Here is a 12,473-nt window from a genome sequence, read left to right as displayed (position 1 = left end):
TGTATCCTCCTCATGCGCGAATCGCCAAAAAAAAGGCGTCATAGTCCGTGCTACCGCGGCCAGCTACAGCACAAGTCCATAGAGGACCTAGCATTCTTTTGTTGTAAAGGGATGGGATTCTCACATATTTGTTATATATAAGCCTAATTAAACAGCCGAAGTGCTGTCTAATTAGGCTTTATTTTGTTCCATCTTCCGGAACTTCCCCGGCGGGAGCTTCTTCTCCTCCATGAATACGCGTGAAAAATAATGCACGGTAGAAAAGCCGGTAGCTTCTGCAATTTCTTTAATTGAGAGCTCGCTTGTCATCAACAGATGAGCTGCTTGGCGAACTCGTTCGCTGCGGATGAAATCCGAAAAACTTTCATGGATGCCTTCGGCAAACAAGCGGGAGAGATGGCGCTCCGATACGTTCAAATAATCGGCCATATGCTGGAGACTGAGCGGCTCCGCCAAGTTATCCCGAATATATAGCTTGGCTTGCTGCAGCAGCAGATGAGTATGCTTGCGTCGCAGGTTCGGCTGCTTTACTTTTTTGCCTCCAAAAAAAGTTAGAAAAGAAAGCAGCAATGCGTTGGCAAGCGGAGGGATTGCTGCCGTGGGAAGCGTGCCTCTATCGCCGTCTTGCTGCAGAAGCGATTTCCATAACAGGGCGGTTGGACTGTGGTCCGCTTCTTGCACACATACTTCCGCATGCTCAGCAAGCTCATGGAAAGCTTCGCATATCGAGTCGTTCGACAAGGACTCATCCAATTCGAAGGCAACATACAAGATAAATAAACCGTCCCGGGTGCGAATTTGGTGCGTAACCCCCGGCCTTGAACAAAAATGCGTCCCCGCCCGAAGCGGGAAATGGATGCCATCGTCGGTATACTCGCCTTCGCCTTCCAGGACATAACAAACTTCAAAGAAGGAATGCTTATGCACCGGATTGTCGAACAATTGAGGGACTACGCCCCAGTAATGGACTTTGAAGCTGGCCTCGCTTCCTTGAAGCACGATTGCGTTTTCATTCAACATGGAACTTGTCTCTTTGCATAGATACATGGCTGCTTTCATCCCTATTATGAAAAAATGTCCTTATTTTATAAAAAAATGTCCGATTTGAAAAAAGACAGATTTCACTTATTTTCCTATAATTATAAGTGAATGAAGGGATTAGATCCACTATCTAAACAGGGAGGAATGAAAATGATTAACGAAAAGGACGTTGAATTTTATAAAGAGAATGGGTATTTGCTGGTCAAGGGGGTTTTTAATCAACAGGAAGTGGAAGAGATGAGGGCGGCGGTTGATAAAATCATTGCCCGCGCTGCCCAGTCTAAAGCAGATAGCAATGCGGCTTGGCAGGGAGATTTTCTGCCTCCGGAAGAGTTGAAGAAGCTGGTGTTAAAAGGATTTCATGATGTTCACTATCATGATGCTTCTTTCACGCGGGCCGTCGTGCATCCCAATATGAGGGCTGTTTTGACACAAATTATTGGGCCTAATGTGCAGCTGCATCATTCCAAAATGCTGGTCAAGCCTCCGGAAAACGGCGCCGCATTTCCCATGCACCAGGACTATCCGTATTTTCCGCACGAAAAGCATACGATGCTGGCCGCAAGCGTGCATCTGGACGATGCTGATGAAACTAACGGGTGCCTACGCGTGATCCCGGGCTCGCATAAGACAGGCACGCTGCCTCATGTCGGATCCTATTATTTGAATCATAAAGAATATCCGATCCGGGAAGGAACGCCGTGTGTGGCGGAGGCGGGGGATGTGCTGTTCTTTAACTATTTGACGATTCACGGGTCAGAAACGAACCGCAGTACGAGAACGAGAAGAAATGTGTTGTTTCAATACCGTGACGCCAGTGATTTCCCTACGGAAAATGTTCACTTTGATTGGGGCATGGGTCTCATGGTTAGCGGAGAAAACCCGCATTTTACGAAGGTTAAACCCGATTTTAAAGTGATTTAGCCGCATGAAAAGAGCCGGCTCCAAGGTTGATCAAACCAGGGGCACGGCTCTATTTGCTTTATTGGTAGAAGTAATAAATCAATTCGCCTGCTTCGCCGCCTTTAGCGCCTTCAAGAATAAGCATTAATAGTTATATATGATATATTTTATGTGTAAAACAATCGTATTTCTCTAATTTCTAAATGTAAAGGGGTTTATCTTTGATTAATTTGCTTGAAAGGCGCAAAAAACATTTGAATTATTTACTATAAATGATATATAGTGAAGCTTGAGGATTGGGTAGGATTGGATTAGATAATGATAAAGGATGGTGTTGTAATGCCACATGTTACCATAAACATGGACCGGCTCAAGCAAACGTTACAAAAGATTGAAGCCCATATTTATGCTCCTGTCTCCGCTTTATCGGTCACGGCTTATGTGACAAATGAGCCGGTATCTTACGAGTTAAGAACTTCCGGAAAAGAATTGCGGTTGAACCCCGGCGACAAATGGGGAGAGCTGTGGGATTGCGCATGGTTTCATTTTCAAGGGACGGTTCCCGCATCAGCTGCTGGCAGTAAAGTTGTACTTTTAATTGATATCAACGGGGAGCTGTGTCTCTTCGATGAAGAGGGAACTCCCGTACAAGGGCTGACGAATGTGAACTCCGAATTTGACCTCTCCCTCGGCTTGCCCGGCAAACGCGTAGTACCTGTCAGCGCTGAAGCAAGCGGAGGCGAAACCATAGATGTTTGGGGCGATGCCGGCTGTAACGATTTGTTCGGCCGTTATCGCAGCGGGACGCTGAAGGAAGCGGATATCGCCATTTGTTCGGAGGAAACGAGACAACTGTATTACGATTACGAGGTGCTTGTGGAATTAGCAGCGCACCTGGAAGATTACTCAGCGAGAAAACAGCGCATTTTGCAGGCGCTTTACGATGCGCATTTGCTGCTTGTAGAAATTTCGGATGAAACCGTTAGGAAGGCCCGTGAGCTGCTTGCGGTTGAATTAGCCAAGCGGGGAGGAGATCCGACGCTGTCTGTGAGTGCAGTCGGACATGCGCATATCGATCTTGCATGGTTATGGCCGATTCGGGAGACGAAGCGCAAAGGGGCGCGCACGTTCGCGACGGCATTGCGGATGATGGAACAGTATCCCGACTATGTTTTCGGAGCCAGTCAGCCGCAACTATATGCATGGATCAAGGAAGAGCACCCTAAGCTGTATGAACAAATCAAGCAGCGGGTCGCTGAAGGAAGGTGGGAAGTTCAAGGCGGCATGTGGGTAGAGCCGGATTCCAATATTTCCGGCGGCGAAGCTTTGGTGCGGCAGATCTTATACGGGAAACGGTTTTTCCTGCAGGAATTCGGTAAAGATATGAAGATTTTATGGGTACCGGACATTTTTGGTTATAGCGCTTGCCTGCCGCAGCTGCTGCAAAAGTCAGGAATGACCTACATGATGACGCAGAAGCTGTCTTGGAGCGTACATAACGATCATCCCCATCACACTTTTTGGTGGGAAGGGTTGGATGGCAGCAGAGTACTTACGCACCTCCCTCCGGAAGATACATACAACGGTCCTGCCGCACCGCGGTCGATTCTGAAAGCGGAACGGGATTACGTGGATAAAAACGTATCCGATCATTGCCTGCTTCTTTTCGGCATTGGCGATGGCGGAGGAGGGCCCGGCGAGGAGCATTTGGAACGGCTGAAGCGTGAAAAAAACCTCCAGGGACTTGCGCCAGTGCAGCAAGAGCCTGCTCTGGACTTTTTCGAAAAGTTAGAGAGAAAGAGCGATCGATTTAAGTCCTGGAAAGGCGAGCTTTACCTGGAGAAGCATCAAGGTACACTAACAAGCCAAGCCAGAAATAAAAGATACAACCGCAAAATCGAAAAAGCGCTTCGGGAGCTTGAATTTGCAGCTGCGCTAAATTTGCCTTTTGGAGCGGCTTATCCAAGCCAAGAGCTGGATGAGATTTGGAAAGAAGTGCTGCTGTACCAGTTCCATGATATTTTGCCTGGATCGTCGATTAAGCGTGTGTATGATGAATCGCTGGCGAGATACGAAGTACTGCTGTTTCGCATTCATGAACTTATACAATCGTATTATTCCCAACTGGCCAGCCGAGTGGATACTTCAGAAGAGAAACAGCCGGTGGTCGTCTTCAACTCCCTTCCTTGGGAGCGTAAAGAATGGGTTCAAGTTAAAGGGAATTGGGCCGAGGTCACGGTTCCTTCAATGGGGTATAAGACCGTTGACATTGCAGCGGCCCCTGACCGGAGTATGAACGTGAATGGTTTGTATGCGGAAAGGGATATGTTGGAAAATGGGTTGGTGCGCGTGCAATTCAACGAGGATGGCAGCATTCGGTCGGTCTTTGACAAGGAACTGAACAAAGAGACCCTCGCCACCGGCAGCAAAGCAAACGTACTCGCTGTATACCATGATGATGGCGATGCCTGGGATTTCCCGGAGGATTACGCGCAAAGACAGGCAGCCACAATGAAATTGACGGATACGAAGGCTTATGTCGAGGGTCCACGGGCGGTAGTAGAGCAGCACTACGCTTACGGTAAATCGTTGCTGATTCAGAAGATCGTTCTGACTTCGGGCAGTAAAAGAATTGATTTTAAGACCGAGGCAGATTGGCAGGAAGATGGTAAAATGCTGCGCACCTCATTCCCGGTGCAAGTTTACACAGAGCACGTGAATTGCGAAATTCAATTCGGCCATCTGAAACGTCAGACGCACCGGAACACGCTTTGGGATTATGCCAAAGACGAAATCTGTGCGCATCAGTGGATCGACTTATCCGGACCCGACTACGGGGTGGCGCTTTTAAATGACAGCAAGTACGGTTTCAGCGCCCATCAGAATGTGCTGGACATCCATTTGCTCCGCAGCCCTTCTTATCCGGATCCGACATGCGACCGCGCTCAGCATGAATTCGCGTATGCCCTTTTGCCACATCTAGGGGATTTCGTGCAAGCGCAAGTCTATAAAAACGGTTACGAGTTCAATGTGCCGCTCCAAGCGGTTCCTGTGGCTGCGAATGTCGGTGCTTTACCTAAAGAAACGGCCTACTTCACACTTCAATCGCCCCATGTCATGATCGAGGCTGTTAAAAAAACAGAGGATCGCGAGTCCCTGATCGTCAGACTCTATGAAGCATCCGGGTCGCATGTGTCGACGGACCTGGGCATAGCCATTCCGTATCGGAAGGCAAATCTTGTTGATTTGATGGAAAATGAGCTGGAGCAGTTAGTGAGCAATGGCAACAGCATTCAGCTGCATTTCACGCCGTTTGAAATTAAGACGATTGAGATTGCGTGGCTGAACGATTGAATGATTCCTACAAGCCTGGACGGCAATGCGTTTTCGCCTGCTGTCCAGGTTTTATCTATATCGTAGACAGCGGGCGGCTTGACGGAAAAGACATATTTGATATAATTAGACCCATCTATGATATGGGGTTTGGGGGCGGCACTTGTTGCAAAATGAAAGACAACCGCTATATATACAAATACAAACGCATTTTAAATCGCTGATCGCATCGGGGAAGCTGTCTGAAAATGATAAAATCCCGTCGGAAAAAGAGCTCATGGAGCAGTTCGATGTCAGTCGGATCACGGTAGCCAACGCACTGGCGGAAATGGCCAAGGAAGGATGGATTTACCGGATTCCGGGGCGCGGCAGCTTTGTTAATCAAGGGGTTCGAGCGTTGGTCGAGCAAATTAGGACAGATGCGAAGCCAGAAGAAGCTCCTCTGCCGCAAACTTCTGGCGTGTCCCGCCGCAAAATGATCGGTTTTTTAATTCCGTCGATGGAAGATTTCTTTGCCATCCGTTTGGTTCAAGGCATTAATAAAGTTTTGGCCGACACGGACTATTACCTGGTCATTTTGTTTACTTACAATTCCATTGAACGGGAAAAAGAAGGAATTGCCGAACTGGTGCAAAAAGGAGCCGTCGGGCTCATCATCTTTCCATCGGATGCGGAAAACTATAATGAAGAGATTTTAACGTTAAAGCTCAGGCAGTATCCGTTTGTGCTCGTGGATCGCTATTTCCCGGGTGTTGAGACGAATTATGTTTGCTCCAACGGGTTTCAGGGAGCGCAATTGGCGGTCGATCATTTATGGGGACTTGGGCACAGGGACATCGCCATATGTTCCGATTCTCCGCTGCCGACATTTACCGTGGAAGACCGGATAGCCGGTTATATGGATGCCCTGAAGAAAAAAGGAGCCTTGATCAATCCGGCATTGATGCTGACGGAATTTCATATCGATTACAAACAAATCGAAGAAGATCATGCGCTGTACCGGTATATGAAAAATCGGATGGCGACCGCTTTTATCACGTTGAACGGAAAGCTCGGTCTGCACATCGCCTTGATTGCGAAACATCTGAATTTGCGGGTCCCTGAAGACATCTCGATCATAACGTTTGACGATCCTTCGCCGGGTTTTGAAGAATTCAACTATTTCACCTATGTGGCTCAGTCCGAAGAGAAAATGGGTGTTCAAGCTGCTCAGACTTTGCTGGGCCAAATAAAGGCGCCATCGCAATCAGCCGTGTCTTATAACAAGGTGGTCTTAGAACCTCAATTAGTTATCAGACAAACGACTGGACCTAAACAAACTAACTTTTGAATCATGAAGGAAGCCCCGGGATTCGGGGCTTTTTTTTGTATTTGAGGTCACAGCGGGAAGCATCGTTGGAACGATTGTTCTCTAATTAGAGACTCTAGGGGCGCTATTCGATGTATTCAACATAAATAGACATTTTCTGCATAGCAGCTAAAAATTCAGGATAAGAATAGGACCTTGGGTGCAGAATCGGAAATATTTCCCAAACAAAAATGAATTAAATGTTATATTGAACATAAAATTAATATATCGTATAATACGAACAACAAGAGAAAGCGGTCACATTCCGACCCATCAAATCTTGATTTCCGCACTAGCGGCATCGCCCATCGAAGATCAGCCATCCGAGAACTGCAGCATGGCTGATTTTTTTCTTGGCTGCACCAGGAAAATTTTTCAAAAAGGGAATACTCGCCCTCTTAGGGAAGGAAGACAGGGATAACGACCCACATAAGCCAAGGGGGACCGCATGCATGAAACTGCATAAGAAGCTGATGCTCGTTTATTTGGTAACCATTCTGCTCCCGATCGTCGGACTAACCAACTATTTTTTGAACCAGACCTCGGACTTGATCATCAGGTATGTCTCCGATTCGTATCAGAAAATACTGAGTCAGTCAAACAGCGGGATTTATTACAACATTCGTTTTTACGAAAGTATCCTTGATAATCTGACAGTGTCGGAAGCGGTTCAAAACGTGCTGGCGAAACCGGAAGTGTACCGGGAAAAAGGGGTCATCATCATGAACCGGGAAATCTACAGGGCGGTCCGATTCATCCAAACTTATCAAGCGACCGATGTCGAGAGCATCGAATTTTTCTCAACTTCTCCGGACGTCATGTCTGACGGCGTGTATTTATTCCCGGTCGAGAGACTCCAAAGCGTTCTAGGTATGCAGGAGATTCCCGATTCGAAATTTTGGGTGCTGGAGCAATCGAATGGCAAGTATTACTATGCATTGGTGCGTCCGATTTATAGCATTGGAGAGTTCCAGAAAATTGGTTACATCAAGCTGACGATCCAGATTCCTTCCGTTACTAATGTGCAAGAAACGCAGGGGGACCGGGCAGGCTCAAGCGGAAGCTTGATCATCGCTGACAGCAAGGGCACCATGATGTACCACGCCGATTCCGAGCAGCTCGGCAAGCAGGTTCCACAGGAAATCATAGATCGAACGAGCGAGGTTCGCAGCTCCGATATTGAGCTAAGTCTTCAGATTCAAGGGATTGATTACGTAATGTGGTACCGAAAACTTCAGAACGTAGATTGGACCCTGTATCTTCTTGTGCCGAAATCGCTCATTCAATCCAAAGTCAATGAAATCAGGCAAACCGTTTTAACGGTCAGCATCATAAGCGCCATTATTTTCTCCTTCCTCACGCTATTGATAACCCGTCAGCTGACACGGGGAATCCGCCGACTTCATGCCAAAGTCTCCCGTGCAGGCAGGGGCGTATTGTCTACGAATCGGCGAGTCCGAGTGAAGGGGGATGAAATCGATGAACTGGACCGTAATTTTGATAATATGCTGGATAATTTACGAGATCTCATCCACCAAAATTATGTGGAAAAGCTGGAAAAACGGGAAATGGAACTGAATTTCCTGCAAGCGCAGATTAATCCCCATTTTTTATACAATACGCTGGATGCGATTAAGAACGAAATTGATATGGACGAGAAGCAAACCGCCATCGGGATGGTCGTCGCGTTGGCTGACCTTTTTCGGATATCGGTCTCCAAGGGCAGCAATACGATCCGTTTCGAGGAGGAAATATATCACGCCAAATGCTACTTGAGAATATTGGAAATTCGCCTCGGCGCCAATTATTCCGTGAATTGGGCCATTGATCCGGAAATTTACAATCTGTACACGTTAAAAATCATTTTGCAGCCGCTCCTTGAGAACGCGGTTCAGCACGGGTTGAAAGGGATATCGGGCGGTATGGTTACTGTCATTGGAGAGTTGAAGCCGCAGGCGGTTCAGTTGACGATACGCGATAACGGGGTCGGGATGACGAAAACGCAGGCAGATGCTTTGTTTGCCAATGATTCGGCCCGCAAAGGGATCGGGCTTAGTAATGTGACTAACCGGATTCGGATGTATTTTGGCAGCGATTATGGCTTGACCTTAAGGTCAGAGCCCGGTCAGGGGACGGATGTCGTACTGATTTTGCCGATCTTGAAGGGGGTTAACCATGTATAAACTGCTTATTGTGGAAGACGAATTATCAACGCGCAAGTGGTTCGCCAAGGTCATCGATTGGGAGCAAAACGGCTTTGAAGTGATCGGAATCATGGAGGACGGGCAGCAAGCTTGGGAGTTCCTCCAGCACGGTCCCGCCGTAGATGTGGTGATGACAGATATCCGCATGCCGAATATGGACGGATTGGAGCTAGCGCAGCGCATTCGTTCTCTGCTTGGAGAAACGGTGGAAATCGTCATCTTGAGCGGCTTTGGGGAATTTGAATACGCGCAGCAGGCGATAAAGCTCGGAGTTAGGGATTATTTGCTGAAACCTGCAACGAAAGAGCAGTTGACGGAAATATTTGAGACGATTGCGCACAGGCTCGACGAGGGTCATTTGCAAGCGAATAAGCTCTTATACGCGAATCAGATGAAGAAAGAGAAAACGTTGCTGGAAAAAGCACAATTCTACGAGCGCTGGCTTGTTCGCAAAGAAAGGCCGATTTCTACCGAGCAGTGGATTCACCCATGCAAGACGGTTACAGGCAGCGGCAAGTTTCTTATGGTTGTCGCAGAATTCGACGATTATGCCAAGTTCACCGAACTTTACCATGATGATGACCAGAAGCTTTGCCGGTTTATCGTCCACAATATTTTAAACGAAATCGCTCAAAACCATGGCGGGTTGGATTCCGTGTGGCTAGCCCCGAACCGGTATGTATTTCTCTTGGAAGACGACACTGCTGACGGAGATACGGATCAGGGATTGCGAACGGGACTCGCTTTTCAGGATGCTCTGGATAACTATTTGCGGTTGTTTACTGTTCGTCTTTCCGTTGGCTGCAGCACGCCGTTTACTGATATTTCCGATGCGCCTGATGCTTACGATAGAGCCGTTAAAGCGTTACAACATAAATTTTTCTCGGGTAAAAGCTCCGTGAACGTATTTCATCCATCCTTACAAGAATTAAGAGATTGCTGCTATCCCGGCGAACTTGAAAAGAAGCTTATCGCTGCGTTTAAACAAGGCGACGAACATGGAGGATTCGTACATTTCAATGAATTTCTGCAGAGCTTGGGCAAACGGGGGAAATCGGCGGATTCGATCCGGTTCGCTGTGGGGGAGATGCTCGTAGGCTTATTCCGCCAGCTGAGGGAAGTTAAATCTTTGCCCGTGACGAGCGAGGTGATGGAAACCTTCATCGAGGAAATTCGTCAACAAGAAACGTTTCCGGAGCTTGCCGAAAAGGCGAAGGAGCTGATTCGTTTCATGCTGCAAACGATCGCCATCGAAGGATTGACGCTGACCCCTATCGCCAAAGGCATCGAATACATGAGGCTCAAGCTGGACAGAGATATCTCGCTCCAGGAGATCGCTGATTATGTCGGCATGAGCCCCTCTTATTACAGCGCCCTGTTTAAGCAGGAGAAGGGCTATAATTTCGTGGACTTTCTCGTGCGTCTGCGCATGGAAAAAAGCTTGGAATTGCTGGAAAGAACGTCTCTGACCGTAGCGCAAATCGGGGACGAGGTCGGCTACCGGAGTTACCGCTATTTTACTAAAGTGTTTAAGGATTATTACAACCTGACGCCGACCCAGTTCCGGGAAAAAGTGAAGCATGCATGAGCGGTGCATTGCCTAAAAAAAGTGACACATGGGCATAAATATTTGGACTTTCGAGTGGCTGTCCGCCGGCGTTATGATGAATATATCGGATGGAACCCAACAGCCAGTCTCAAAAGGAGGTAGAGCGCTTACAATGGAATCTATGACTCGTTCAGTTCCCGAAGTTCAGCGCAGGTCAGCATCATTTAAGCAGTTGCTGCTGAAGCGCATTTGGCAGCATAAAGTGTTCTACTTGTTTATGCTCCCTGGCATCATTTGGTTTTTTATTTTTTCATACGTGCCCCTATACGGTATTCAAGTGGCTTTCCGTGATTTTACGTTTAACGGCGGTTTCTCCGGAAGTCCGTGGGCCGGATTGAAATACTTTCGGCAGTTTTTTAATTATTATCAATCGGCCGAGCTGATTCGCAACACAATCATCATCAGCATGATGAAGCTGCTTATCGGATTTCCGATGCCGATTATCCTTGCGATCCTCTTGAATGAAGTTCGCCGGCGAAGATTTAAGAAAGTGATCCAAACACTATCCTATTTGCCGTATTTCGTTTCCTGGGTCGTAGTCGTGACGCTGATGCAGCGTCTTTTGACTCCGTATGGCGGACCTGTGAATGACTTGCTTGACTCGCTCGGTATAGGGCGGATCCAATTCCTTTACAACACAACCTGGTTTTATCAAATGATCGTCGGTTCGGATATTTGGAAAAATATCGGCTGGAACTCCATTATTTATATGGCCGCTATTGCCGGAATCGATCAGCAGTTATACGAAGCGGCGAAGATCGACGGGGCGAACCGGTTTCAACAAATGTGGCATGTGACAATACCGGGAATTCGCAACATCGCCGTTATTCTATTCATCCTCTCAGTCGGAGGCTTGATGAGTGCCGGGTACGAGCAGCTGTTGCTCCTGAGCGGTCCGGCAACGGCACGCATCGGCAGCGTTCTCGACGTGCATGTGATCAGCTCCGGCATTAATGGCGGCCGACTCAGTTATGCGGCAGCCGTCGGATTGTTCCAAAGCTTCATAGGCCTCGTCCTGATTCTGGCTGTCAACCGGCTGGCGAGGAAATATAGCGATGTTTCCTTATTTTAAGGCTAAGGAAGTGATGAAATGAAGCGCGATGTTTCCCTGTTCAGCATCCTGAACTATATCGTCCTTGCGCTGATTGGATTTTCGATGATCTACCCGTTCATTTATATTCTCGTTTACTCGCTGAACGATGGAAATGATTCTATGCAGGGCGCTCTGTATTTTTGGCCTCGTCAGTTTACTTTTGATAATTATGCGCAAGTCTTCCACAATCCGCGAATATGGCAAGCCTACAAGATCACGCTTATGCGTACGATCCTAGGTACTTTTCTCCATGTCCTGTTGTGCACGCTTATGGCGTATGCACTCGCAAAGAAATCGCTTCCGGGAAGAACGTTCTTCACGTTCTACATCTTTCTGCCAACGATTTTCAGTGCGGGCTTCATTCCTTATTTCATCACCTTGCAGAAGCTTCATTTGATCAATACGTTTTGGGTGTACATCATTCCGATTCTGTTTAATTTCATGCATATTGTCATCATTCGGACATTCTTGCAAGGGATCCCGGAGGAGCTGGATGAATCAGCCCGTATCGACGGGTACGGCGATTTCATGATTTTCCTGAAAATTATATTGCCGTTATCGGGACCGGTACTCGCCACGATCAGCTTATTCATCGGAGTGGCCCATTGGAACGACTGGTTTTCGGGTGCCTACTACGTGTCCAATAAAAATCTAATCCCCGTTCAAACGCTATTGCAGCAGATGCTCACAGAAGCGGAAGCGCTTTCCAACTCCATGCAGCGTGCTGCGCAGCAAGGCGGACAAACGATCAGTGCAAATCCCGCCGGCTCGACGCCGGAATCGCTCCGTATGGCGCTGCTCGTTATCACAGTGTTTCCGATACTATGCGTGTACCCTTTCTTGCAGAAATATTTCGTCAAAGGCGTCCTGCTAGGTTCCGTTAAGGGATAACGGATAGTTGCCCGCCATCCGGAGGGCTTATCATAAAAAAATTGAGGGAGG

At 47.7% G+C, this 12,473-nt stretch carries 8 protein-coding genes; 7 read left to right on the top strand and 1 reads right to left on the bottom strand.

From position 1 onward, the window contains the following. Positions 1-171: 171 nt before the first annotated feature. Entirely contained in the window at positions 172-1,020 is an 849-nt protein-coding gene (locus ACFQZT_RS03670; protein ID WP_379296641.1) for a helix-turn-helix domain-containing protein, read from the bottom strand. A gap of 171 nt (positions 1,021-1,191) precedes the next feature. Between ACFQZT_RS03670 and ACFQZT_RS03665 the strand changes: the two genes are divergently transcribed. From ACFQZT_RS03665 to ACFQZT_RS03635, 7 genes are all read left to right on the top strand, one after another. Next, on the top strand, positions 1,192-1,965 hold the full coding sequence (locus tag ACFQZT_RS03665; RefSeq protein ID WP_379296639.1) for a phytanoyl-CoA dioxygenase family protein: 774 nt from the start codon (positions 1,192-1,194) through the stop codon (positions 1,963-1,965). A 318-nt stretch (positions 1,966-2,283) separates the two neighbouring features. After that, a complete protein-coding gene (locus ACFQZT_RS03660) occupies positions 2,284-5,298 on the top strand; it encodes a glycoside hydrolase family 38 N-terminal domain-containing protein (protein WP_379296637.1) in 3,015 nt (1,004 codons plus the stop codon). A 145-nt stretch (positions 5,299-5,443) separates the two neighbouring features. Further along, positions 5,444-6,607 carry a GntR family transcriptional regulator gene (locus tag ACFQZT_RS03655; RefSeq protein WP_379296635.1) on the top strand — a complete coding sequence of 388 codons (1,164 nt, stop codon included), beginning with the start codon at positions 5,444-5,446 and terminating at the stop codon, positions 6,605-6,607. A 470-nt stretch (positions 6,608-7,077) separates the two neighbouring features. Then, positions 7,078-8,808 (top strand): sensor histidine kinase, encoded by a 1,731-nt coding sequence (locus ACFQZT_RS03650; protein WP_379296632.1) that lies wholly within the window; start codon positions 7,078-7,080, stop codon positions 8,806-8,808. Next, positions 8,801-10,417, top strand: coding sequence for a response regulator (locus tag ACFQZT_RS03645; protein WP_379296630.1), 1,617 nt, complete (start codon positions 8,801-8,803; stop codon positions 10,415-10,417). The genes ACFQZT_RS03650 and ACFQZT_RS03645 overlap by 8 nt, the downstream gene beginning before the upstream one ends. A gap of 133 nt (positions 10,418-10,550) precedes the next feature. After that, positions 10,551-11,510, top strand: a complete 960-nt coding sequence (locus ACFQZT_RS03640) for an ABC transporter permease (RefSeq protein WP_379296628.1) — start codon at positions 10,551-10,553, stop codon at positions 11,508-11,510. Positions 11,511-11,528: 18 nt separating this feature from the next. Further along, a complete protein-coding gene (locus ACFQZT_RS03635; protein ID WP_379296626.1) occupies positions 11,529-12,422 on the top strand; it encodes a carbohydrate ABC transporter permease in 894 nt (297 codons plus the stop codon). Positions 12,423-12,473: the final 51 nt, after the last annotated feature.

The organism is Paenibacillus sp. GCM10027628 (assembly GCF_042676385.1).
GTDB lineage: Bacteria > Bacillota > Bacilli > Paenibacillales > NBRC-103111 > Paenibacillus_E.
The sequence above is the reverse complement of the archived record's forward strand: the minus strand, read 5'-3'. Positions and strand labels throughout refer to the sequence as shown.

Bases quoted from the DNA above. Each gene is read 5' to 3' on its own strand.
- ACFQZT_RS03635 (WP_379296626.1), top strand. From the start codon at position 11,529: ATGAAGCGCGATGTTTCCCTGTTCAGCATCCTGAACTATATCGTCCTT.
- ACFQZT_RS03665 (WP_379296639.1), top strand. From the start codon at position 1,192: ATGATTAACGAAAAGGACGTTGAATTTTATAAAGAGAATGGGTATTTG.
- ACFQZT_RS03645 (WP_379296630.1), top strand. From the start codon at position 8,801: ATGTATAAACTGCTTATTGTGGAAGACGAATTATCAACGCGCAAGTGG.
- ACFQZT_RS03650 (WP_379296632.1), top strand. From the start codon at position 7,078: ATGAAACTGCATAAGAAGCTGATGCTCGTTTATTTGGTAACCATTCTG.
- ACFQZT_RS03670 (WP_379296641.1), bottom strand. From the start codon at position 1,020: ATGTTGAATGAAAACGCAATCGTGCTTCAAGGAAGCGAGGCCAGCTTC.
- ACFQZT_RS03640 (WP_379296628.1), top strand. From the start codon at position 10,551: ATGGAATCTATGACTCGTTCAGTTCCCGAAGTTCAGCGCAGGTCAGCA.
- ACFQZT_RS03660 (WP_379296637.1), top strand. From the start codon at position 2,284: ATGCCACATGTTACCATAAACATGGACCGGCTCAAGCAAACGTTACAA.